The following is a 23,686-nucleotide window of genomic DNA, read 5'->3' on the forward strand; positions in this document are numbered from 1 at the left end:
ATGTTATAGATATAGAAAAAAATTTAAAATCAGGAATGTCATTAAAAGAAAGCTTTGAATATAAACCAAAGCTTGATAAATCAAAAGAAAAAACAAAACAAAAATTAAAAGAATCTTCTAACAAAATAGATGATTCTTATAAGAAAAAATCTAAGTATAAGATTGACGCAAACGGAAAAGTTGTTAAACGTGATGATGATGAAAATTAATTAAACATCTAGCTTTAAATCTTTTAATTCGTTAGTTAACTCATCGTCAGAACTTAATTTTTTAAATTTTGGTAAGTTAGATTTTGATGGGTTTATCACTTTTTCTGACCTTGGTTCTTCTACATAATTTAAATAATCAGTGTGTCCCATTGGTGAAATCGGTTCTCTATCTAATCCATTAATCATAAATTGTTTATCTTCTACACCAATTTTTTTGAGATTTTTTATGTGTTCGTTGTATCTCTCTTTTTCTTTAAGATTTTCTTCAACAGTTTGTTCTTTGTAATCCTTGAGTAAGTTTAAATTGTTGTAATTACCATCTTTTGTTAGTGGGTCTTCAACAATAAACTCTTTTGACTCTTCATTAGACTTTACAGGTGTGTTTTTGTAATGAAACTTATAATGATTTGGTAAAACTTCAGCACTTTTTGTTGCAGGGTGTTTATATTCCCACTCACTTATTAAACCCAGAATTTCAAGTGATTTAAACACATTTTTAATCTCTCTAATTCGACCTGTTCGCTTTAGGTTTTTATTTATATTTAAAACATCAAGCAAGTAATTTAAGTTTAAATAAGCGTTTGGTTTCATCATTGTCATTATAGCTATTTGTGTAGCTCTTAAAGTAATACAAGACTTTAAACTCATTAAATTTATTTGTTGAAATCCTTTTTTGATTACTTCTCTTTTGTAGCGTTTTGAAAACTCAAAAGATACTTTTTTATCTTTGATTGACAACGTATCAAAGAATGGATTATTCATGTTATTTATTATTTCTTCAAGTTTTGAATAAACTAAAGAAGCAGGTAAAAATCTATTATCTGCAAGAAATCCAACTGTTGAAAAATGTTGTATTCCCTTCATTTTATTTTTGACAAAAATAGCACTTGCATAAGCTAACACAGCCATAAAAACTTTTTGTTCCATGCTTGTGTTAAAGTTAAATAATTCTCTATGTAGGTTGTGTTTAGTGCTCATGATTGTGTTGGGTAGCCTTAAAAATATTTTGTTGTTTTCCATTGTAATAATCCTTTATTTTAATTTTTGTTGTTAGTTAAACCTCTAAAATTAAGGGATTATTATAATATTTTCATAAAACACACTTTACTAAAGGTAATTTTATGCTATTAATATTTATATCTCTTTGGAATGAGAAGTTTAGTTAAAGACAGCCACCTGCTAAGTGGCTTTTTTTTCGTCTTGATTTCAGTAGACCATTTATTTCTAATTAGTCAAGCCTAACCAGTCACCACCCAAAAACTTAACCATTCACCACCTATAAACTTAACTAGTTACCACCCAATCACCTAGCTACTTGCCACCCTAATAAGATCACAATTAAAACTAATTAAGATATTTAAGAAAGAATATATATAAGATCATAGTGAAGATAAGTTTATTTATTCTTTTTATCGGCCTCAGGCCAAAGCATAAAAATTTGTCTGATTTTTCGAATGAGCTTGCGAGTGAGGGTTTAAAATCCATTTTAGCCAATTAAATGAAAAGCCTATCTAATTAGATAGGCTTATATATAAATCGTCTTGAAATACCATTTAAATATTCGAGCTGTAAGGTAAAGAAGAGATATACTTCTCCATATAATCTAAATCTAGCTTACCATTTTTTGTAGGTAATGAAATCTTAGTTTCTTTCATTCTATCCATATGCCATTTTCTACCATAACTAAATTTAAATTTATTTTGTCTAATTATTGGAATAATAAACAAAGCTATGAATTGGTTAAATTTAGCAAAATATTCATCTCTAGGATAAAGCACATTGACATCATCAGAAGCCCAAAAATCAATAGGTTGATAAAATGCTTCACCTACTGAACCGTTATAATTAACAGCGATCACATTCCCTTTATGAATAGATTCTTGCCCTACGGTATTAGTTAAACCATTATTACTATCAGTTGAACCTATGAATGGCGTATCACCTTTAGTCATATTTGCTTTTGTTAACCGCTTCCCTTTCTTTAGTTCGAAAAGTTGACCCAAAGTATAGGTTTCCCAATACTTATCTTCATATAAGCTTTTGACTGAACCAGTAAATTTAGGATTTTCTGCATAATCAAAAACTGACAAGTCTACTTTATTAACCCAATCAGGAAAGTCCTTAAAATGCGGTACTTTTAAAGCTCTTAAAGTCCTATTTGCTTGCCTACCATAACTATATCTATACTTATTAGCCCTTATACAAGAACAATAATATAGCTTTTCGGCATCGCTTAGATTTATAGTTTTTTTAACCTCTAGACAAAATATATGATACCCCGTGTAATAATCTTCTGGTTGTAAAAACGCTTCTAATACAGAACCACCAAGAGAAACTGTAATAGTCCCTTTTGGTATTTTTTTCATTCCACTTATTTCGGAAACTATCGCTGATACACCATTGTTTTTTGCTGTTCTTGAAACAAAATTTACACCAGAGTCTGACTTATCAAGTTTATTTAAATCTAGACTGTTTCCATAATAAATATCGAAAATATCTTGTAGATCAACCATAATCAAACCTTACTCATTAGTTTGAATATGGCATAACTTTTAACAACTTCCTCAAAGTCACTTTTCTTCAAGGTAGAGTAATCAGTCTCCATATATGCTTCGGCAATCCATTCACTATCAGCATCAACATAAGCAGTAACAGACTCACCAGCATGAACCTCATTATTGTTATATGCTTCTAACCAACGAGATTTAATATCTTGCCATTGATGATTTAAATCAATACGTCCCATATGTTTTGTTTTGATATAACCATCATCACGCCAATAGCCAAACCAAGTTTTTTTGTTTGTTTCTGCATGTGGTTTATGCGCTTCAAATACAACGATACAAGTAACCGTCCCTACTGGATAAAACAGCTCGCTAGACATAGACATAACGGCTTTTAGTGTATGTTTTTCTAAAATTTCGCTCTTGGCTTTATTAGGGCTAATCACACAGCTAACGGGAATAATTGCAATGCCCAAACCACCTTTCTCAAGAAGATCTAGCATTTCTTTAACAAAATAGAGTTCATGTAACTCTGCATCACTTTTCGATTGTGCATATGGAGGGTTTAATAAACCAATATTAGGTCTTTTTACACCACGAGCAGGATCTGGGTTTATAATTGCAGTCTTTAAAGTTGGTTCAAAGCAACTACTTTGATGAAGGTTGGCTTTACCATCACCCCGTAAGATCATGTTACTTGCCGCTAGAGCAAACATTTTAGGGCTGTTCTCTATACCGATTAAACGATTTTTCTTAATGTCTAACCTTTCTTCTTCCGTCATGGCAGTTTTCAGCATTTTGTGCATAGCTGAAATCAAGAAACCACCTGTTCCTGCACAGATATCAATAACTGTATCTTTCTTCGTTATATTAGCAATATCACAAAATAGCTCTGTAATATGTCGAGGGGTTAAAACAATGCCTAATGCCTTTTTATCACCAGCGGTATATTTTAAAAATTCGCCATAGAAATGACCTACAACGTCAAAGTTATGGTAAACACTGATAAACGGCCATACATTATCATTAATCTCTTTTATGACTTCGAACAAAACACCTTTGGGGTATTTTTTAGACATTTTTGCGTCAGGCTTACCTAAATTTGGTTGTCCAGCAACACCCGCATAAGGTTGAAGCATTGTATCTTTTTTAGCTTGTGGTATATCAGCCCTATCAAGTTCATCCTTGATTGCTTCTAGCCATTTTCTAGGCATATCTTCAGCATTATAGAACTTAAAAGAGTTAAGAAATGGTTGGTTCATTAAAGCGATTAACGTCCCACTAACTAAAAGAGGTTTATCTTCTTCTGATACCTTTGCAGCAGTCCAAATGAGTTCATGTAAGTCTTTAGCAAAAGCTAATAAATCACTATGTCTCTTTCTTTCAACTAATGGATCAAATGACGCTAGACGGTAATAATCTTCAAAAGAAAGAATATCTTTAACTTCTAAACCATCTTCGTTAGTTAGAACTTTATGCTCTTTCGTTCCACAAGGGATCAGATAATTAGAGATTTTAGTGTAATCTTCTGATGTTCCACTTACCGCAAGAGCTAACACGGTGTAATCTTTAGATAAATGCTTTGCATAATGTAAAACACCATCGACAGCGTAATCTTTGGCTTTGTCTAGATCTGGACTTTCGTGAAATTTCGTATCTGCTTTACATTCAACTACTATCAAAAAGTTAGGATCAGATTCCCAAGTTATGATGAACTCAGGATAACCACCTTTACCTGTCTTAGCTTTACTTGCCGTTTTTAAAAGGTTTTGAACTCGTTTAATTTGAGATTTTTGTTCTTCTATAACTATGCCATTGTCAGCTTGAAAGTAATTACTCTCTCTTAGCTTCTCTCTCACAAAGTTTTCGGTAATTCTTTCATTCGCCACAAGTAACCCAGCCATATGTAATTGTTAAAATTAAATGCCTGATTATACGTTAATATACTGAAAACCATAAATGTTAATTTGAGTCGGTTATGAGACCAAAATAGATAGATTTATTGTCAATAGAGCAGCCGTTTAGTATTATCTCTTTTGTGCAAGAACGGAATTTTGCATTGCTCGAAAGAGCTTGCGCCCCAACTACAAAGGGGCAATTAAAATGAAAAAAAGTGATGAACCAACGCTAACTCACATGATTCTACTTCAGCAGTTTAACTACAGGGCTTTAATCCCAGTTGAAGAACTTGCTGAACCGTATTTGAATCTTGCACGTAGAACCGCTTTAAACAGGGCTAAAACGCATTCTTTGCCTTTTCCTTGCTTCAGGGTCGGTGATACGCAAAAGTCTCCTTACGTTGTAGCATTGAGCGATTTAGTCGAATTTATCGACAGAAGAATTGAAGAGGAGAAAAGCTTATGGAAAAGCTTTCAAATTGGATGATAATTCTGGCAAGGAAAGTTGTTCCTGCTTCGGCAGGTTCAGCTTTTTTTTTACTTGAAAAACGGGTTGACCCCAGATGACCTCAAAGAATCTATTGAACCGATATTGGTTAAAATTTGTAGAAGCGATGGTAAAATATGTCACAATATGCAAGAATAAATAAAAACGTGCAAAAACAATAACTTAAAATAAAATTATTTTTAAAAAAATTCTTTTTAACCCCCACATTGACCCCCAGACACAATAACCCCCTAGATAAACCCTTGAAATATCTAGTATTTTTCAGTTAAGTCAGTCCAATCGAGCATCGGGGCTACGGAAAGGCGACTTGAATGGAATTCACTTGTATTATTGGTTTTTGTCATTGTTTTACCTACATTTTAACCATTCAAATCCATTTTGAACTTCAGGAAATTTTGCTCTGTTTTGCTTTAGTGTATTTTAATATAAAGCGATTAAGAGAGTGAAGAAAAAGCAGGCAATGATACACAGAGAGGCAGGGATTTTCAAAAGGAAAGCGTTTGATGATGATTTCTCTTACCACCAAAGCGCTTTCAAGCCCATTGTTACCCCAAATACGATAACTATTACCTACCCCGCATTCTGACGGTTTACCTGTTGAAAGGTCGGGCTTATTTGTCATACTTTAAGACTCGGGTTTTTCGCTAAACTTTTTCGCTAAACCATGACAAATAATCAATAATGACAAAGGATAGTAAGATGGTATTAGAAGCATTTAATCTCGATGGTAAGGTTGCGATTGTTACAGGATGCAATACAGGATTAGGTCAAGCCATCGCACTTGGTTTAGCTCAAGCTGGCTGTAAGATTGTTGGCGTAAATCGCTCGGCGCCAACGGAAACCATGCAAAAAATGCAAGACAGTGGCTATGCCTTTTTAGATGTGCGCTGTGATTTAATTCAACAAGATGGCATCGACAATATCATAGAGCAAACCATCGCTGAATTTGGCAAGGTGGACATACTGGTCAACAACGCTGGCATCATTCGCCGTCAAGATGCGATCGACTTTACCGAGCAAGATTGGGATGATGTGATGAACATTAACTCAAAAACCGTCTTCTTCTTATCTCAAGCGGTAGCGAAGCAATTCATCGCGCAAGGAAAAGGCGGTAAGATCATTAATATTGCTTCAATGCTATCGTTCCAGGGGGGTATTCGAGTGCCGTCTTACACTGCATCAAAGAGTGCCATTATGGGAGTCACTCGTGCTATGGCGAACGAATGGGCACGTCATAACATCAACGTCAATGCGATTGCTCCTGGCTATATGGCAACCAATAATACCGAAGCTTTACGTGCTGATGAAAACCGTAATGCAGCGATCCTTGAACGTATTCCTGCAGAGCGCTGGGGCACACCGGAAGATATCGCCGGTCCTTGTGTATTCTTAGCCTCTGATGCTGCAGCGTATGTAAATGGCTATACCATTGCTGTCGATGGCGGCTGGTTAGCAAGATAAATCGATAGCAACCAACTAAGACTAGCAAACATTTATCCGCGCATAAAAAACCGCCTTGGCTAACGCTAACCAAGGCGGTTTATTGATTGAGATAAGTCACTCACTTACATCATAGCAATCGTAATAAACGCGCTAAAATTAGTGCCACACACCCCATTGGCCCGTTGTGCCAGGTTCTTCACCTTGTGTCCACCACTGAGCTGTCCATGTTCTATCGCCGTGTGTCACAACATCGCCTTGGTTGTAAACATCACTTGCACTCCAAGTTGAACCACCTGGGTTTTCGCCTGGATTCTCACCAGGATTCTCACCAGGATTTTCGCCCGGGTTCTCACCTTCCGTCGCTAGAACGTCAAAACTGTATAGGCTGCTATCTGTGCCTTCAGAGTTTGAAATCGTTAGCTTAAAAGTAAGTTCATGATCAATATCAGCCGCTAAGCGATCCGTTTTAACCAGTAATTCATTGTAAAGACCTTGCTCTGTCTCAACGAAATCACCACTCACTTGAACCCATTCAACGTCATCAAAATCACCCTCTGATTGATTTGGGTGAAGTACCACTGAAGCGCCGTAAGCCACACTTGCCACTTCCATCTCTTGCAAGGTTTGTGGCGTAATGATGGCTGCTAGATCTGAATTTTCATCTTGAGGTACGATACTAAACTCACCAGAAGCTAGCTCACTTTTCGAGTTAAAGTAGTTCGCCGTGAGATCATTACGGAAGTACATGTAGTGATCCATCGCTTCATGCCAAGCACCAATGAAGACATTGCCGCCATGGTTCGTTTCATAGTAGCCCGATACCTGTGAAGCTAGTAGACGATCCCAATCATTGTGGTTATCTTCTGTGATCGTTAGGCTAAATGAAGTGTGCAGTTGACCGTGTTGATTAAAGACATCGTACTTAACCGCTTCACCAATTTCTGGCGTCGCTAAAGTCACATCACTTGGTACAAACAAGTCGCCTTGGTGTAGGTATGGACCTTCTGGATCGATAGGATCAACCGCATCACCCGTGATGGTAATATCACTACAGTTATAGAAGCCTTCACCAACGGTATCATCACGCTGCCAGCGCGTATAAAGCACAGCATCGCCTGAACGGTCAGCAGGAATCGTAATGTTCATACGGTACTTTCTATCCGCACCAACTGGCACATCACCGTACTCTTCAATTAGGTCAAAATCATCCCAGTTAAGTGATTTGCCTGCATCCACACCTGGTTTTGTTAGGTAAAACTCCCAGTATGATGGGTTATGTGGCGCTGTTGCATTGAAAACAAATTCAAAAGTGCCCGGTGCGATTTCGGTTCTTGTCCACTCTGTATGAGCAATGCCTAGACCGCTTTTTTGTGAATCGTTGGCATAACATAGTGTACCGTCTGGGATCGCAGCCTTCACTTTATCCATATCTAAGTAATCAGGGGCTTTGATGTTAATTGCCACCTCATTACGCTGAACAAATTGGTAAGCACCCGACTCTTCAAATGCTGCGGCACATGCTGCATTCGGTAGGTTACCCGTCCAAAAACCGCCTTGCTCATAACAGATAGATTGACGCGCTTCTGGGAATTCAACCCATCCGTGTGCCATAGCCGATGTTGGTGCGATGATATACATAGCAGCAAATAATGCTGATACTTTTAATACTGGTTTCTTCACTGTGTGACTTCCTTTATTGACTAACTTTATCGTTTTTATTGGGTGTTTCTTATTTTGTATTCATTATTTTTATAGGCTGAATTTATCTAGTAAGAAACTCAAATATGCTCGTGAGCTGAGCTTGAATTTCATACCATAAAAACGCGGCTGCAATATAAAACAACTTAGTCAGAAAACAATCAGGATATTGATTAAATAGAATGGTATTTTATTTATTTGGGTCAAGATCACACTTTTACAGAATGTCCCATGAGTGTCGTCTACAAAAAAAGGCTGACACGAATTAACGCGTCAGCCCTTATGCTGTTTAACTCGACCGCACTATCAATGCGTTTGAATTAATTATTTTTGGATACGGTAGTCAGCACCAACATCTTGCATCGTTAGAACCGTTAGACCTTTTGCTCCGCCTTCAACAGCCGTTGCTTCTAATAGGCCGTTTTCAGCACGCTTGAACTTAGGATCTTTCACTTCAACACCCGCTTCAGGTAGCGTTGTACCCGTTACTTCGCCAAAGTAAACGTTGTTTTCAAACGTTGGATTCACTAGAGGAGCAACAGAGTCATCGCCTCTAAGTGCGAATGTTTTCGGTGCTTGTGCGTAAGAGATGTTGTTACGGAAAGTCAGGTTGTGACCAGCGTAAACCGTGCTTACACTTGCGCTATCGTATAGGCTAACGCGGTGCATTTTGTCTGAGTAAAGAATATTCTGTGCAGAGTCAATAACGGTATTATTCTCAACTAATACGTTGTTTACCGTTGCTTGCTTATTCAGTTCTTTACCTTTTACTGATTGATCTAGCTGCTCGCCCTTCATCACATCAGTAATACCCGTATTAACCACTAGACCGCCACGAACATCGCTGGTGCCCATTACGCGTTCAATGTAGTTATTACGGATCGTGTGACCTTCATCGTAGAAACGAATACCGCCACTCATGCGCTTGCCGTTGCCGATAATAACGTTATCTTCAACCGTGTTGTTTTTACCGTGACGCATAGAAATCATCGATGCAGAATCAATAATAGTGTTGCCACGTACCACGTTATCGCCCGACTTAAGTGAAATTAGCTCAGTCTCACCATCCGTTTGTAGGAATAAGTTACCTTCAACTAATGAACTTGAGTTGTAGATAGAGCTCTTAGAGTCACCTAAACGAATCGCTTCCCAGCTGTTTGAGTTGTAACGCTTCGCTTCTGCAATATCAAACTCACCGTTTTGGTTGTGTTTTTGATTGTAGAAAAGGTTACCTTTAATTACGTGATGATCGGCAGTCGTGTCACCTTGCTCTTTTTGTACACCAATCAAAGTACCGCGTTTATGCTTACCTTCAAAAGTGTTGTTTAGCAATGCGTTGTGCTTACCGTACATACCAACCCATAAATATTTAGGGTATTCAGAGCGACGCTCATCTGGTAGGTACTCATAGCCATCATTGAAGAAGTAGAAAGTAGAGTTTTGTAGTGTGTTATGCGCACCTTTAAGGATCACGCCACCCATACGCTCAGCAGGACCGCCTTCAGTGAAAACAACACCATCGATCGTGTTGTTGCTACCCATTACTCGTACTTGTACAAGACCGGTAAACCAAACCGTACCTGGTTTTTCAGCTTTAATTGTCACGTTATTTGCTTTGATTTCAAATACGCCCATATCGGCATACTTACCAGCAGGGACAACTAAAGTTTCACCATCCTTGAGTTCTTGGAGCTGCTTTTTAAAAGCTTGTGCATCAGCAGGTAGTAGTGATTCAGAAAGAATCGATACCTTGCTGTTTACTTCTGCTGTTGCAGTATTAATTACACTGGTTTGTACTACATCATTTGCGACCGCATTAAAGCCTGCAAAAAGTCCCACCATTGATAAGGCAACAACAGTACGCTTAAAGTTACTCATTTCTTCATTCCTATAATAGTATTAAGTATTATTTTAATACTATTACCACCTAATTAATGTGAGGTTTATCAATAACCCAGAAAAGCAAATAAAAACAAGTTCAAACAATCACTTAAGACAAACAGTAATACACCGAGTGAATAATAAAGCCAAACCGATAGGCTTGAGAAATGACGGTTAATAACCAATTACAATATCGACACATAACAGCAACCAAAGCCAATATTTATTCAGAACCAGACAATGTCTTATTTTTGTAATAAAAAAAATATCGTCAATCAAGATCAAACTGTTAAAATAAGCAGTGTGTTACTATACGCACTCATAATAAAAACCATGACCTTAAATAACTACTCACACGACAATTTTATGGCTTTATCTATAATTTTGACTAAGAAATAGTTTATTATAAAAAGTTCGATAATGATGGTGAATAGTTTGAACAATACGGTAGTGACACAAATACAACAGATCGAAAAAATATGCGCAAACCGTGGGGTACGATTAACACCACAACGCAAGCGTGTATTCGAACTCATCAGCGCAAATAGCAAATCATCAAGCGCTTATGATTTACTCGAACAACTGAAACAAAGTGAGCCTCAAGCTAAGCCTCCGACGGTGTATCGAGCGCTTGAGTTTCTCCTCGCACAAGGGTTCATTCATCGAGTTGAATCAACCAATAGCTTTATTTCATGTTGTTCATGCAATGCTCATCAGCACTTCTCTCAGTTATTAGTCTGCGATCAATGTGGTGATGTGACCGAGCTACAAAATGAAGCATTAATTTCATTATTAGCCACCAATGCACAAGAGCACGGCTTTCAGATAATGAACCATGTCATTGAATCACACGGTACTTGTCACGCTTGTACCCAGAAAGAAAAGTAGTAGAGATAAAACGTTATGCGCGCCGAATTTGTAAACCCTTTTCTTGCCTCTCTTCTTAATGTAATCAAGACGATGGCAGAATTAGAATTAAAACCTCAAAAGCCTCGTATTAAGAAAGACGAAATTGCTCGCGGAGATGTATCTGGATTGATCGGTATGATAGGCACGGATTCTCGTGGCTCGATGTCGATCACCTTCGATGAGAAATTGGCTTTAAAAATCATGGAAAAAATGCTTGGCGAGCAACCAAATGGACTGGATGAAGAAGTTACCGATATGGTTGGTGAAATCACTAACATGGTAACCGGTGGCGCAAAACGCATCTTAGCTGATCAAGGTTTTGACTTTGATATGGCTACACCCGTCGTAGTATCAGGTCGCGGTCATACGATTCGTCATAAATGTGAAGGGGCAATTATTATCATGCCTTTCGTCTCTTTGTGGGGCAACGCTTTCATCGAAATCTCTTTCGAATAATCGCCCATCGATGATTGATAGAAAAAATATAATTGATAGACATAAAAAGAGCCGGCATCTGCCAGCTCTTTTTTTATGCTTTAAAGATTAAGTTAAACGTAGAAAGTTACGCTTTAAACGCTTTAAATGCATTGATTAGACCATTCGTTGATGCATCGTGAGAATCGATTTTCGCATCATCAGCCAGCTCTGGAAGAATTTGGTTTGCCAGTTGCTTACCAAGCTCTACGCCCCACTGATCGAAACTAAAGATGTTTAAGATAACACCTTGTACGAAGATTTTGTGCTCGTACATTGCAATCAAGTTACCCAGTGTTTTTGGCGTGATTTGCTTAACCAAAATTGAGTTGGTTGGGCGGTTACCTTCAAACACTTTAAACGCGACTAAATCTTTCACTTCTTCCGCTGTCTTACCGGCTGCAATAAATTCCGCTTCCACTGTCTCTTGTGTTTTACCAAAAGCCAGAGCTTCTGTTTGAGCAAAGAAGTTCGACATCAGTTTTTGATGGTGATCGCTAGCAGGGTTGTGGCTTAGTGCTGGTGCGATAAAGTCACATGGCACCATCTTAGTCCCTTGGTGGATCAACTGGTAGAATGCGTGCTGACCATTAGTACCTGGTTCGCCCCAAATGATAGGACCCGTTTGGTAGTCAACTGGGTTACCGTTACGGTCAGTGTACTTACCATTCGATTCCATGTTGCCTTGCTGGAAGTAAGCAGGGAAACGGTGCATGTATTGATCGTATGGCAAGATAGCTTCTGACTCAGCGCCGTGGAAGTTGTTGTACCATAGACCGATAAGCGCAAGTAAAACTGGCACGTTATTCTCAAATTCAGTGGTTGAGAAATGGTTATCCACCTCATGCGCACCTTCAAGTAACTCAGCAAAGTTATCAAAGCCAACCGCTAGCGAGATAGACAGACCGATCGCCGACCATAGTGAGTAACGACCGCCAACCCAATCCCAGAATTCAAACATGTTATCAGTATCAATACCAAACTCAGAGACGGATTTAGCATTGGTTGATAGCGCTGCGAAGTGTTTAGCCACGTGCGCGTCATCACCAGCTGTCGCCAAGAACCAATCGCGAGCACTGTGCGCGTTAGTCATGGTTTCTTGCGTAGTAAAAGTCTTAGAAGCAATTAAGAATAGCGTGGTTTCAGGGTCCACTTTCTTCAATGTTTCAACGATATGCGTACCATCGACGTTAGAAACAAAGTGCATGTTTAGGTGGGTTTTATATGGTGCTAACGCTTCAGCGACCATGTAAGGACCAAGGTCAGAGCCACCGATACCGATGTTAACAACGTCAGTGATTGCCTTACCTGTGTAACCTTTCCACTCACCCGATACGATGCGGTGAGTAAACAGTTCCATTTTTGCTAGCACAGCATTTACCGCTGGCATCACATCTTCACCATCAACCATCACAGGCTTATCGCTACGATTACGTAGAGCCGTATGAAGCACAGCACGACCTTCTGTTTTATTGATCGCTTCACCGCTGAACATCGCTTCAATCGCTGACTTAACTTCCGTTTGCTCAGCAAGGCTTAACAGGTGAGTTAGTGTCTCTTGATCGATAAGGTTTTTTGAGTAATCGACTAAAATATCTGAACCAAGAGTGGTTGAGAACTTATCAAAACGTTGGCTATCTTGAGCAAATAACGCTTTAAGATCCATATCTTGAGCTGATTCAAAATGTTCTGTTAGCGCTTTCCACGCTGCCGTTTGTGTTGGGTTGATATTTTTCAACATGATAGTATCCCGATATACAGTTGGTTTAATTCTAAATGGATAGAGTCCTTTATCCTTAGAATCCCCGATTAATATAAAAAGTATAAACCTGGTCACTCAAAACAAGAGCAACACTAAATAAAATTGACGATAATCTTGTAATTTTTTTTCAGTCTCAATTATGACTCAGACGCCCTGCTCTCACTTTGAGGTACATCACGTTAATGGAAGCTGAATGTAGCGCACATTTATATTTTTAACTGATGAAACTAAACAACATATTCTATTGCATAAACTAAGGCTGTGTTTTTATTACAGGTCGCCATATTTACGCGCTAAAAGGGTTGATTGATCATGATTCGAAATAGATTACCTTCATCACCTCGTGCTATTTCTGCACGAACGACAATGCCTTCAACCTGGAAGCGTACCGCGCCACCGGCACTCCACTGCATGTCGTTATGTAAGGTGGATAAGTTGTATTCATCAGCCACACGACCAACATCAGCAAATACCACCCACTGCCACCATGGAATATCATAATTGCCAATCACCGGCATATCATCTAAAGGTTGCCAGTCAGGTAGCACTCGATATTCACCCGAATAGGCAATGGCGGAGCGACCATGAAAGCGTCCTCCCGAAAAACTGCGCAGACGATAAATACCGCCCAGCCTTACCGCATCTTGCTCGGGAGGTCGCTGGCATTGCTGACCACTCGAACAGTGATTCCAAGTGGGCGTATCAGCGGTATAGAAGTTAAAGGCAAGCACCTGCTTATCAAAGAGATCACCGAGCGGACCCAGATCCCAATATTGACTGGTTTGAAACTCTACCTTCGCCCAATCCGTTTCATTACCCCAGCTTTCATTGGCATAGGTAAAATCGAGTCGAGTACGACTGCCTTGAGTGGGGTTGCGCATATCATCACGATTATCCCAATCAAGCTTTAACGCAATACCGGTACTTTCATGGCTTTGATTAGCATCGCTATTTTTAAGCACTCGAGAAGTATAGAAAGGTTGCAGCTCAATACTGGAGACACCACTAGAAAATGGCGTGCTACCTTGCAATTGACGGCGAGGAATCAATGCCGCCAGCGAACCGGACTCTTTCGCAGCGCCCCAAGGTAAAATATAGCGAAAAGACATGCGATATTGCGCTTCATCGCCATCAGCAAGGGTAAAAGTACCATCACTGCTGTTGCCTGCCTGCTCACCAAGGTAGTAATCAAATTCAACAAACTTGGCTTGATAGGCTTCAACGCCCCATAACCAGTTATCGCCTAATTGGTAGTTATTGGCGGATAAGTAGCCCATGTGACTGCCTTTCGCCGAGTATAAGCCCGCGCCAAATAATGCAGCATGCTCTTGCCCTACCCCTTTAATAACACCAGCAATACCAATGGTCGTGCCAAGACTATCGGTTGAAAAAGCAAAGGGGACCACAGCGCTATCGGGTATCCATGCTGGCCAACCATCAGCGTGACTCACATGACTCGTCATAAGAAGACTGGCACACACTAATGCCCTGCCTATCGGCTGCAATATCGATTCTCTAGAGACAAGCTTGCTGGATAAACGCAATAGACGAGTACTCATATCATCACTCTGAACAGGCTTGATAAGACATAGCAACGCGAGATGTCAGCTTAGTCACTAACTCATAAGCAATCGTGCCGATGTGTTCAGCCACTTCTTCAGCAGGAAGATCAGCGCCCCACAAAGTAGCAGGATCGCCCACACTGTCCGTAGCATCCGGTCCTAAATCAACGGTTAACATATCCATCGATACGCGCCCAGCAATCACCACTTTACGTCCATTGACCATGACTGGCGTGCCATTGGGTGCAGTACGTGGGTAGCCATCACCATAACCTATCGCAATAACTCCTACTTTCGTATCTTGCTGAGCAGTCCAGATACCGCCATAACCAATGCTCTCACCCGCTTTAACATGACGAATGGCAATCAGGTGCGACTTTAAGGTCATTACTGGTTTATAGCCCATCGCCTTGCCCGTACGCTGAGCAAAAGGAGAAACACCATACATAATGATGCCCGGACGAACCCAATCGAGTTGACTTGGTTGCCACTCGAGTAATCCAGCCGATGCCGCCAGAGAACGTTCGCCTTTACAGCCATCGGTCAGCGTTAAAAAGCGTTCAATCTGCTTCGTTGTCGTGCTACTTTCAAGTTCATCAGCACTGCCAAAATGACTCATAAAGCGCAGCGGTTTCACGACATTATCACACGCTTCTAAACGAGCAACAAAGTCATCATAATCTTCAGGGTCAATACCTAAACGATGCATGCCGCTGTCGACTTTTAGCCACACGACAACAGGCGACTCCAACTGCGCTTGCTCAAGTGCGGCCAGTTGTTCTTCACAATGAACCACGGTTTGGATGTTATTGGCGACTAACACAGGTAAATCATTGAAAGAGTAAAACCCTTCCAGTAATAGGATCGGTTTAACAATCCCACCCGCTCGCAGTTGCAACGCCTCTTCAATACGCGCCACACCAAAGGCATCCGCCCCTTGAGCATGCTGAGCAACCGGCAATAAACCATGCCCATAACCATTCGCCTTCACCACGGCAAGTACCTTACTTTGCGGTGCTTGCTGGCGAATTAAAGCCAGGTTGTGCTTGAGTGCAGAAAGGTCGATATAAGCTTGAGCCGCTTTCATATGATTCATCGTAACAGAACTCATGTTAAAGATTACTCATCGTCTAAGTCGAACGCAGGACCTGCGTAGTTATCAAAGCGAGAGTGTTGACCTTGGAAGACCAAACGCACTGAACCGATAGGGCCGTTACGCTGCTTACCAAGGATAATTTCTGCGGTGCCTTTGTATTGGCTATCTGGGTTATAAACTTCATCACGGTAGATAAACATGATTAAGTCGGCATCTTGCTCGATAGAACCCGATTCACGCAAGTCTGAGTTAACTGGGCGTTTATCGGCACGCTGCTCTAGGGAACGGTTAAGCTGAGATAGTGCCACAACCGGTACGTTTAACTCTTTAGCCAGCGCTTTTAATGAACGTGAGATTTCGGCAATTTCTAATGTACGGTTATCCGATAATGACGGGACACGCATTAATTGCAGGTAATCGATCATGATCATAGATAAACCGCCACTATCACGCGCAACACGACGAGCACGAGAACGGATTTCGGTTGGTGTTAGACCTGAACTATCATCGATGTACATGTTTTTCTTGTTCATCAAGATACCCATCGATGATGAGATGCGAGCCCAGTCTTCATCATCTAATTGACCGGTACGGATTTTGGTTTGGTCAACACGAGACAGGGACGCCAACATACGCATCATTAGCTGTTCAGCTGGCATCTCTAGTGAAAAGATGAGTACGGGCTTTTCTTGCTCCATTGCGGCATTTTCACAAAGGTTCATCGCAAAGGTGGTTTTACCCATCGCAGGACGCGCAGCGACAATGATCAAATCCGATCCTTGTAAGCCAGCCGTTTTCTTATTGAGTAAATCAAAACCGGTATCGACACCCGTTACCCCATTTTGCGGGCTTTGGTATAGCTTCTCGATACGCTCTAAAGTTTTTTCTAAAATGCTATCAACGTTTTGCGGACCTTCGTTTTCATTGGTACGCGCTTCAGCAATAGCAAAAACTTTACTTTCCGCTAAATCAAGCAGGTCTTCAGAGTTACGACCTTGTGGATCATAACCTGCATCAGCAATTTCGTTGGCAACACCAATCAGGCTACGTACCAGTGCGCGCTCGCTGACAATCTCAGCATAGGCATTGATATTCGCTGCACTTGGGGTATTCTTAGCCAGATCGGTTAAATAAGCAAAACCACCCACATCTTCAAGTTGCTCTCGCTGCTCTAAGTACTCAGATAGAGTGATTAAATCAAGCGGTTTACTTGCTTCTAGAATGGTCTTAGCTGCATCAAAGATTAAGCGATGAGGGCGGCTATAGAAGTCTTTGCTCAATACACGTTCTGCAACGGTATCCCAACGCTCATTGTCTAACAGTAGTCCACCAATCACTGACTGTTCAGCTTCTAATGAATGCGGAGGAACTTTAATGGCGTCAACTTGATGATCAGCAGGTTTACGGTTTCTAGAATCCACGATGGTTATACTCAATATTTGATAATGACCGTTTATTATAACGGATAGCGAGAAATTGTAATCAAGTTAGCGACAGTTTGTTTTTAACTTCGCAATAATTTACCGTTTACTGACGAATAAACCCATAAATGCTCATAAAATACGCACCCATAAAAATTATCTACAGCGAGGTCATTGTGTCAAAATATTTGCTTCTCAGTTTCGGCGTAGTGATGGCACCGACTGCTTTTGCTCAAGATATTGAGAAGATAATGACATTACCCACGGCATCTCAAGAGGTTGACATTAATAGTGTCATCCTTAGCGAAGCCGAACCTGAAGATACGGCACCGAGCATTACTCTTCCCTCCCCTTTCTCATCTGAGATTGAATTTGGCTACCTTGCTTATACTGGTAACAGTGACTCGCGCGCGATCAATGCACGTATCGCTGGCGGTTATACGTCAGGGCGTTACCGTTCTAGCGCTGAGTGGCGATTTTACAATCTATACAAAGATGGTGAAGAAGATAAAAGACAATCGACTTATGATACACAAAGTGACTATAAGTTAGGCCCTAAAACCTATCTTTACGGCAGTTATAAAGGCGTCGATTCTCGCTATACGGCTTACTTTAAAGATCACACATTCTCGGGTGGATTGGGTTATCAGTTTTCCAATACCGATACCTTTATTTTAGAGTTCGAATTGGGCCCAGGTTTTCGTTATCAAGAACCTAATTTAGAGGAAATAGATGACGATGATATTATCTTCCCTGAAATCGTTAAAGAAGCGATCTATCGTGGCAATGTAAATACCGTATGGCAAGCACTACCAAGCTTAAAGCTATCGGCAGATATCACGGTGGTTTCGGGGCAGAGTAACCGCAGAATGGATTACGATTTGAGTATGATTAATGATATTACTGAGTCGATTGCGCTTAAGCTGGCTTACAATCGTCAACATCACGATAAAGTACCCGATGGCTTAAGTCAGTCTGACAGTATGGTATCAGTAAACTTGTTGTTTGTTTTTTAAGGCAAAAAAAAACACCAGCCTAAGCTGGTGTTTAAAGTCATTTTTGAAACTGAATATTATTCAGCAGCAACAACTTGTACTTTCGCAGTAGCAAAAACTTCAGAGTGAAGTTGGATGCTTACTTCGAAGTCGCCTACGTTACGTAGTGCACCTTCAGGAAGGCGAACTTCGCTCTTAGCAACTGCAACGCCAGCCGCTGTAATAGCGTCAGCGATGTCACGTGTGCCGATAGAACCGAATAGTTTACCTTCGTCACCCGCTTTAGAAGCAATAACAACTGCTTCAAGAGCGTTTACAGACTCAGCACGTGCTTCAGAAGCAGCTAGTTGCTCAGCAACTTTAGCTTCTAGTTCAGCGCGACGAGTTTCGAACATTTCAACGTTAGCTTTAGTAGCCATAACCGCTTTACCCTGTGGGATAAGGAAGTTACGAGCGTAGCCAGATTTAACGTTTACTTGGTCGCCAAGGCTACCTAGGTTACCGATCTTATCAAGTAGAATAACTTGCATTATCTTAGTCCTCTATTAACTTAAATTAAACTCTAACGCTTACTGATGCTTATCAGTGTACGGAAGAAGTGCTAGGTAACGAGAACGCTTGATAGCGCGAGCTAGTTGACGCTGATATTTAGCGCTAGTACCAGTAATACGGCTAGGTACGATTTTACCAGCTTCAGTGATGTAGTTTTTAAGAGTTGCTACGTCTTTGTAGTCAATCTCTTGTACGCCTTCTGCAGTGAAACGGCAGAATTTACGACGACGGAAGAAACGAGCCATGGGCTATCTCCTGATCTTAAATATTTATTATATTTTCAGCATGTAACACTAATTTTCCCACACCATTACGGCCGGTCTGATAAGCGACAAAGCCACTTACCTTAACATTACTGCCTAAAACGAGTTGTTTGGTAACGTCATTCAGACCTTGCCCGCTCACTATAACCGGCATACGGCAATAAACTTGCCTCGGATAGTTCGCTTCCAGAACTGTAGAGCGATGCTCAAGCCAAAAACGGCAATGGGCAACACCTGCAGGACTGAGGCTTCGAATTGGATCTTTAATGACAGTGCCATCAAGCTCCATTCGATTGGTCATCAATTAATTACTCAGCTGCAGCTTCTGGCTTAGCTTCTGTACGCTCTTCACGACGAGGAGCGCGTTCTGCACGTTCTTCGCGTTGCTTAAGCATGATAGATTGCTCAGTCACAGCGCCTTTAGTGCGCATGATCATGTTACGTAGAACTGCATCGTTAAAACGGAAAGCAGTTTCTAGTTCATCCATCACTTCTTGACCAGCTTCAACGTTCATAAGAACGTAGTGAGCTTTGTGAAGCTTGTTGATTGGGTAAGCCATTTGACGGCGGCCCCAGTCTTCTAGACGGTGGATAGTACCACCAGCTTCTGTGATAGAACCAGTGTAACGTTCGATCATGCCAGCAACTTGCTCGCTTTGATCAGGGTGAACCATGAATACGATTTCGTAATGACGCATTAGGTTGCTCCTTACGGATTATTAGCTTCCACGAGTGGCCCGGTCGTCCAGAGGAAGCAAGGAACTAAAGATAAATGACCGAGAATTACGGACGGCAGATAGTATAGAAAACCGTCGAAAAGCGCAAGATAAAAATCAAAATGAATCAGATTACGCTTTAGCGAGACGTTGTCTTACTGCTTCAAATAAGCAGATACCAGAGGCCACAGACACGTTCAAGCTAGACACTGAACCTGCCATTGGAATCTTGATTAGATCATCACACGTTTCACGCGTTAAACGACGCATACCGTCACCTTCAGCACCCATCACAATCGCTAATGGACCATCCAGTTTCGCTTGGTAGATGTCGTGAGTCGCTTCACCCGCAGTACCAACAAACCATACGCCTTTTTCTTGCAATGCACGCATGGTACGCGCCAAGTTTGTTACGCGCACGAGTGGTACGGTTTCAGCAGCACCACACGCGACTTTACTTACGATCGCCGTTAATGGTGATGCGCGATCTTTTGGTACGATAACCGCAGCGACACCTGCCGCATCAGCATTACGCAGGCAAGCACCTAGGTTATGCGGATCCGTTACGCCATCAAGCACCAACAGCAATGGTTGCTCTTGCGTCGCTAGGATATCGTCAAGGTCTTGCTCATTAAGCTGTTTCGCTGGCTTAACACGTGCAATGATACCTTGGTGGTTAGCACCGTTTGCTTTCTCATCTAACGGCTTGCGTCCCATCTGCTGGATAGATACACCGTATTGCTGAAGTTGATTCAGTAGTGGCATCAGGCGGTCATCTTGACGACCTTTTAGCACGTACGCTTCAATAAAACGGATTGGATCTTTTTCTAATACCGCCTTCACCGCGTGAATGCCGTAAATAAATTCGTTACTCATCATTTACCCTGTCAGGTTACTCTGGTTATTCGAGTTCTTTAATGTCATCGCTAGCGACGAAGCATTATTGTTTCTTAGCAGCTGCCGGTTTTTTCTTTGCTCGAACTTTTTTCTTGCCCGCCGGTTTCGCTTTATCCTTCGTTTTTGGTTTGCCAGATTTAGCTTTTGGCTTAGCTTTATTTTTTGGCGCTTCACTGCTGCCATCAGGACGCTTAGTTGGCTCCACTAATGGAACAGCGCGACCTGCAGGTTTCTTACCCTCTTTTGATGATGAACGCTTACGATTCTTCGCTTTCAGTTGCGCTTCAATCGCACGTTTTTTCGAGGTTTTACCTTCGCCACGTTTCTTACGATTTGTGCCGCTTATTTCAAAATCGATTTGACGATCATCAAGATTAACCGCTAATACTTTCACTTTAACGACATCACCAAGACGGTAGACATTACCAAAGCTTTCACCTACTAGGCGCTGGCCGATAGGGTCAAATTGGTAGTAGTCATTCGCCAGTGATGAAATATGCACAAGACCATCAATGTGTAAGTCAGTTAGGCGTACAAAGAAACCAAAACCAGTTACGTTAGCAATAACCCCATCAAGCTCGTCGCCGACGTGATCTTGCATGTACTCACATTTAAGCCAATCATTCACTTCACGCGTTGCATCATCAGCACGACGCTCAGTCATAGAACACTGCTCGCCGTAGAAATCCATATCCTCAAATGAGTAATGGTGACCACCGGTCGCACTGCCGTTGTCGATAACATTGCCAGTCTCTTTAGCAATCAGATACTTAATTGCACGGTGTAGCAGCAAGTCAGGGTAACGACGAATTGGCGAGGTAAAGTGTGCATAACGCTCAAGAGCTAAGCCAAAGTGACCCGCATTATGAGGATTATAAACCGCTTGCTTCATTGAGCGTAGCAGCATCGTTTGAATCAGCTCTTTATCTTCACGCTGCGCGACCACTTTCATTAAGTCAGCGTAGTCTGTTGGCGACGGCTCAAGTCCACCACCTAGCGGTAAGCCTAGCTCACCTAAGAACGAACGGAAACCCGTTAAGCGCTCTTCACTTGGCGTTTCATGAATACGGTATAGCGCAGCTTCTTTGGCTTTTTCTACCAGTGAAGCAGAGGCGATATTCGCTAAGATCATGCACTCTTCAATCAGTTTGTGCGCGTCATTACGGATCACAGGCTCAATGCGGTCAATCTTGCGCTCAGCATTGAAGATAAACTTGGTTTCTATGGTTTCAAACTCAATAGCACCACGTGCGTCACGGGTTTTCTTCAGCACTTTGTACATTTTATGCAGTTCTTCAAGATGCGGTACTTGCGCTTCATAACGTGTACGCAGCTCTTGATCACCTTCTAAAATGTCATGCACTTTGTTGTAAGTTAAGCGAGCATGAGAGTTCATTACCGCTTCGTAATGCTTGTAGCCCGCTAGCTTTCCGTGCGCTGAGATGGTCATTTCACACACCATACACAGACGATCAACTTGTGGGTTCAATGAACACAAGCCATTTGATAAAACTTCCGGCAGCATAGGAACCACTTGCGATGGGAAGTAAACCGAGTTACCACGTTTAATCGCTTCGTTATCAAGGGCTGTTTTTGGGCGTACATAGTAACTTACGTCGGCAATAGCCACCCATAAACGCCAACCACCTTCTGGCAACGCTTGACAGTGAACGGCATCATCAAAGTCACGTGCATCTTCACCATCGATAGTCACTAATGGTAAATCACGTAGATCTACGCGCCCTTGTTTCGCTTCCTCAGGCACTTCTTCGCCTAAGTTTTCAATCTGTTTATCCACTTCACTTGGCCATTCGCACGGAATTTGATGGCTGCGGATAGCGATTTGAGTTTCCATACCTGGTGCCATATTTTCACCAAGTACTTCAACAACTTTACCTGTCATGCCTCGTGAACGCGAACCGCGATCGGTGACCTCAATGACCACGACATTCCCCATGCGCGCACCGCCTTTGTGCTCGTCTGGGATCAGAATATCTTGGCTAATACGCGAGTCATCGGCAACCACATAAGAGTAGCCAAATTCCATGAAGAAACGACCCACTAATTTGGTTTCACGCGCTTCTAAAATACGAACTAAACGCCCTTCTTTACGACCACGTTTATCGGTACCTGAAGGTTGAACTAACACGAGATCACCATGGATCAAGGTTTTCATTTGGTGGTGAGCCAGTACAACATCGTTATCTTTGCCGATGCTACCTTCTGGTCTTACCCAACCGTAACCATCTTTGTGACCAATCACGTAGCCTTTGATCATCTCTAATTTATCAGGCAGGGCGTAACATTGACGACGAGTAAAGACAAGTTGCCCATCACGCTCCATTGCACGTAAACGACGACGCAGCCCTTCGTATTGTTCTTCACCGGATAAACCTAACGTTTCAAAGATGTCGTTACGGTTCATTGGCACATTCGCGCCAGTCAAAAACTCTAAGATGAATTCTCGGCTAGGAACAGGGTTCTCGTAGTTTTGTGCTTCGCGAGCAGCAAAAGGATCATTACTATTTTTATCGTGTGTATTATCTGACATAGGCAGGCCTGCTTAAGCAAGTGAGGTATAAGTCTAGTATATCTGAGTCCGTAGATAAGCTACAGATATGCTTCGAATATAAAGGAATATAAAACAAAACAGCCCTACAAAGTAAGCTATTTGAAAAAAGGCAGTAGGAATTGGTCGATTAATGGCTGCAAAAGACCGAGTAGCTAACCGTTATATGGCTTAACTGAATAGCTATATGACTTCACGGAAGTGCTATAGGTTTCGCGGAACAATAATATGGATGCGATGGAGCAGACATCAATGGGCATGGATGCCCATTATTGAGCGAACAGGGATGTCTTGAGCGTTCTGTGGAGTTGCCTCCATATTGTTCAAAA

21 protein-coding genes are annotated in these 23,686 nt (G+C 41.4%); 6 read left to right on the forward strand and 15 right to left on the reverse strand.

Features of this window, described 5'->3' with window-relative positions; genetic code table 11:
- On the forward strand, positions 1 to 209 hold a 209-nt coding region (locus tag BCU68_RS16955; protein WP_157935191.1), incomplete at its 5' end, for a hypothetical protein.
- Here the strand turns inward: BCU68_RS16955 and BCU68_RS10470 are convergent.
- From BCU68_RS10470 to BCU68_RS10480, 3 genes are all read right to left on the reverse strand, one after another.
- The gene (locus BCU68_RS10470; protein WP_102564708.1) at positions 210 to 1,229 is read right to left on the reverse strand and encodes a hypothetical protein; all 1,020 of its coding nucleotides are present in this window, start codon (positions 1,227 to 1,229) and stop codon (positions 210 to 212) included.
- Between the two features lie 533 nt (positions 1,230 to 1,762).
- On the reverse strand, positions 1,763 to 2,722 hold the full coding sequence (locus BCU68_RS10475; protein WP_038198891.1) for a restriction endonuclease subunit S: 960 nt from the start codon (positions 2,720 to 2,722) through the stop codon (positions 1,763 to 1,765).
- Positions 2,723 to 2,724: 2 nt separating this feature from the next.
- Positions 2,725 to 4,617 carry an N-6 DNA methylase gene (locus BCU68_RS10480; RefSeq protein WP_102564709.1) on the reverse strand — a complete coding sequence of 631 codons (1,893 nt, stop codon included), beginning with the start codon at positions 4,615 to 4,617 and terminating at the stop codon, positions 2,725 to 2,727.
- A 199-nt stretch (positions 4,618 to 4,816) separates the two neighbouring features.
- Here BCU68_RS10480 and BCU68_RS10485 point away from each other — a divergent pair, with 199 nt between their 5' ends.
- Positions 4,817 to 5,098, forward strand: coding sequence for a pyocin activator PrtN family protein (locus tag BCU68_RS10485; RefSeq protein WP_198591720.1), 282 nt, complete (start codon positions 4,817 to 4,819; stop codon positions 5,096 to 5,098).
- Positions 5,099 to 5,818: 720 nt separating this feature from the next.
- Positions 5,819 to 6,580, forward strand: coding sequence for a 2-dehydro-3-deoxy-D-gluconate 5-dehydrogenase KduD (gene kduD, locus BCU68_RS10490; RefSeq protein ID WP_102564710.1), 762 nt, complete (start codon positions 5,819 to 5,821; stop codon positions 6,578 to 6,580).
- 138 nt (positions 6,581 to 6,718) lie between these two features.
- Here the strand turns inward: kduD and BCU68_RS10495 are convergent, their stop codons facing one another.
- Positions 6,719 to 8,200: a lytic polysaccharide monooxygenase gene (locus tag BCU68_RS10495; RefSeq protein ID WP_241901353.1), complete on the reverse strand. Its 1,482-nt coding sequence runs from the start codon at positions 8,198 to 8,200 to the stop codon at positions 6,719 to 6,721.
- A 384-nt stretch (positions 8,201 to 8,584) separates the two neighbouring features.
- Positions 8,585 to 10,138, reverse strand: a complete 1,554-nt coding sequence (locus BCU68_RS10500) for a polysaccharide lyase 6 family protein (protein WP_102564711.1) — start codon at positions 10,136 to 10,138, stop codon at positions 8,585 to 8,587.
- A gap of 426 nt (positions 10,139 to 10,564) precedes the next feature.
- Between BCU68_RS10500 and zur the strand changes: the two genes are divergently transcribed.
- The gene (zur, locus tag BCU68_RS10505) at positions 10,565 to 11,029 is read left to right on the forward strand and encodes a zinc uptake transcriptional repressor Zur (protein ID WP_102564733.1); all 465 of its coding nucleotides are present in this window, start codon (positions 10,565 to 10,567) and stop codon (positions 11,027 to 11,029) included.
- A 15-nt stretch (positions 11,030 to 11,044) separates the two neighbouring features.
- Positions 11,045 to 11,506, forward strand: coding sequence for a chemotaxis protein CheX (locus BCU68_RS10510; RefSeq protein ID WP_102564712.1), 462 nt, complete (start codon positions 11,045 to 11,047; stop codon positions 11,504 to 11,506).
- A 106-nt stretch (positions 11,507 to 11,612) separates the two neighbouring features.
- On the opposite strand, the gene pgi is transcribed toward BCU68_RS10510, so the two are convergent.
- The 4 genes from pgi to BCU68_RS10530 form a co-directional block, all read right to left on the reverse strand.
- Complete coding sequence (gene pgi / locus BCU68_RS10515) at positions 11,613 to 13,265, reverse strand: glucose-6-phosphate isomerase (RefSeq protein WP_102564713.1); 1,653 nt, start codon at positions 13,263 to 13,265, stop codon at positions 11,613 to 11,615.
- Positions 13,266 to 13,579: 314 nt separating this feature from the next.
- Positions 13,580 to 14,749, reverse strand: a complete 1,170-nt coding sequence (locus BCU68_RS10520; RefSeq protein ID WP_102564714.1) for a BamA/TamA family outer membrane protein — start codon at positions 14,747 to 14,749, stop codon at positions 13,580 to 13,582.
- 100 nt (positions 14,750 to 14,849) lie between these two features.
- Positions 14,850 to 15,944 carry an alanine racemase gene (gene alr, locus BCU68_RS10525; protein WP_198591721.1) on the reverse strand — a complete coding sequence of 365 codons (1,095 nt, stop codon included), beginning with the start codon at positions 15,942 to 15,944 and terminating at the stop codon, positions 14,850 to 14,852.
- A gap of 23 nt (positions 15,945 to 15,967) precedes the next feature.
- Complete coding sequence (locus BCU68_RS10530) at positions 15,968 to 17,365, reverse strand: replicative DNA helicase (RefSeq protein ID WP_241901351.1); 1,398 nt, start codon at positions 17,363 to 17,365, stop codon at positions 15,968 to 15,970.
- Positions 17,366 to 17,616: 251 nt separating this feature from the next.
- On the opposite strand from BCU68_RS10530, the gene BCU68_RS10535 reads away from it, so the two are divergent.
- The gene (locus tag BCU68_RS10535) at positions 17,617 to 18,381 is read left to right on the forward strand and encodes a DUF481 domain-containing protein (protein WP_102564735.1); all 765 of its coding nucleotides are present in this window, start codon (positions 17,617 to 17,619) and stop codon (positions 18,379 to 18,381) included.
- A gap of 56 nt (positions 18,382 to 18,437) precedes the next feature.
- Here BCU68_RS10535 and rplI read toward each other — a convergent pair whose 3' ends face one another.
- The 6 genes from rplI to rnr all read right to left on the reverse strand — a co-directional run bounded on the left by rplI (position 18,438) and on the right by rnr (position 23,339).
- Positions 18,438 to 18,890: a 50S ribosomal protein L9 gene (rplI, locus tag BCU68_RS10540; RefSeq protein WP_102564716.1), complete on the reverse strand. Its 453-nt coding sequence runs from the start codon at positions 18,888 to 18,890 to the stop codon at positions 18,438 to 18,440.
- Between the two features lie 39 nt (positions 18,891 to 18,929).
- On the reverse strand, positions 18,930 to 19,157 hold the full coding sequence (rpsR, locus tag BCU68_RS10545; protein WP_000090472.1) for a 30S ribosomal protein S18: 228 nt from the start codon (positions 19,155 to 19,157) through the stop codon (positions 18,930 to 18,932).
- A gap of 16 nt (positions 19,158 to 19,173) precedes the next feature.
- Positions 19,174 to 19,476 (reverse strand): primosomal replication protein N, encoded by a 303-nt coding sequence (gene priB, locus BCU68_RS10550; RefSeq protein WP_102564717.1) that lies wholly within the window; start codon positions 19,474 to 19,476, stop codon positions 19,174 to 19,176.
- A 7-nt stretch (positions 19,477 to 19,483) separates the two neighbouring features.
- Positions 19,484 to 19,873: a 30S ribosomal protein S6 gene (rpsF, locus tag BCU68_RS10555; RefSeq protein WP_102564718.1), complete on the reverse strand. Its 390-nt coding sequence runs from the start codon at positions 19,871 to 19,873 to the stop codon at positions 19,484 to 19,486.
- A 150-nt stretch (positions 19,874 to 20,023) separates the two neighbouring features.
- Complete coding sequence (gene rlmB, locus BCU68_RS10560) at positions 20,024 to 20,767, reverse strand: 23S rRNA (guanosine(2251)-2'-O)-methyltransferase RlmB (RefSeq protein ID WP_102564736.1); 744 nt, start codon at positions 20,765 to 20,767, stop codon at positions 20,024 to 20,026.
- 64 nt (positions 20,768 to 20,831) lie between these two features.
- Entirely contained in the window at positions 20,832 to 23,339 is a 2,508-nt protein-coding gene (gene rnr / locus BCU68_RS10565) for a ribonuclease R (protein ID WP_102564719.1), read from the reverse strand.
- Between the last annotated feature and the right edge of the window lie 347 nt (positions 23,340 to 23,686).

This window comes from Vibrio sp. 10N.286.49.B3, assembly GCF_002873395.1.
In the GTDB taxonomy this organism is placed as follows: domain Bacteria; phylum Pseudomonadota; class Gammaproteobacteria; order Enterobacterales; family Vibrionaceae; genus Vibrio.

Coding starts and splice junctions, on each gene's coding strand:
- rlmB (WP_102564736.1), bottom strand. CDS start 20,767: ATGAGTAACGAATTTATTTACGGCATTCACGCGGTGAAGGCGGTATTA.
- zur (WP_102564733.1), top strand. CDS start 10,565: ATGGTGAATAGTTTGAACAATACGGTAGTGACACAAATACAACAGATC.
- rplI (WP_102564716.1), bottom strand. CDS start 18,890: ATGCAAGTTATTCTACTTGATAAGATCGGTAACCTAGGTAGCCTTGGC.
- BCU68_RS10510 (WP_102564712.1), top strand. CDS start 11,045: ATGCGCGCCGAATTTGTAAACCCTTTTCTTGCCTCTCTTCTTAATGTA.
- BCU68_RS10475 (WP_038198891.1), bottom strand. CDS start 2,722: ATGGTTGATCTACAAGATATTTTCGATATTTATTATGGAAACAGTCTA.
- BCU68_RS10495 (WP_241901353.1), bottom strand. CDS start 8,200: ATGTATATCATCGCACCAACATCGGCTATGGCACACGGATGGGTTGAA.
- BCU68_RS10500 (WP_102564711.1), bottom strand. CDS start 10,138: ATGAGTAACTTTAAGCGTACTGTTGTTGCCTTATCAATGGTGGGACTT.
- alr (WP_198591721.1), bottom strand. CDS start 15,944: ATGAATCATATGAAAGCGGCTCAAGCTTATATCGACCTTTCTGCACTC.
- pgi (WP_102564713.1), bottom strand. CDS start 13,265: ATGTTGAAAAATATCAACCCAACACAAACGGCAGCGTGGAAAGCGCTA.
- rnr (WP_102564719.1), bottom strand. CDS start 23,339: ATGTCAGATAATACACACGATAAAAATAGTAATGATCCTTTTGCTGCT.
- BCU68_RS10535 (WP_102564735.1), top strand. CDS start 17,617: ATGACATTACCCACGGCATCTCAAGAGGTTGACATTAATAGTGTCATC.
- BCU68_RS10485 (WP_198591720.1), top strand. CDS start 4,817: ATGAAAAAAAGTGATGAACCAACGCTAACTCACATGATTCTACTTCAG.
- priB (WP_102564717.1), bottom strand. CDS start 19,476: ATGACCAATCGAATGGAGCTTGATGGCACTGTCATTAAAGATCCAATT.
- BCU68_RS10470 (WP_102564708.1), bottom strand. CDS start 1,229: ATGGAAAACAACAAAATATTTTTAAGGCTACCCAACACAATCATGAGC.
- kduD (WP_102564710.1), top strand. CDS start 5,819: ATGGTATTAGAAGCATTTAATCTCGATGGTAAGGTTGCGATTGTTACA.
- BCU68_RS10520 (WP_102564714.1), bottom strand. CDS start 14,749: ATGACGAGTCATGTGAGTCACGCTGATGGTTGGCCAGCATGGATACCC.
- rpsR (WP_000090472.1), bottom strand. CDS start 19,157: ATGGCTCGTTTCTTCCGTCGTCGTAAATTCTGCCGTTTCACTGCAGAA.
- rpsF (WP_102564718.1), bottom strand. CDS start 19,873: ATGCGTCATTACGAAATCGTATTCATGGTTCACCCTGATCAAAGCGAG.
- BCU68_RS10480 (WP_102564709.1), bottom strand. CDS start 4,617: ATGGCTGGGTTACTTGTGGCGAATGAAAGAATTACCGAAAACTTTGTG.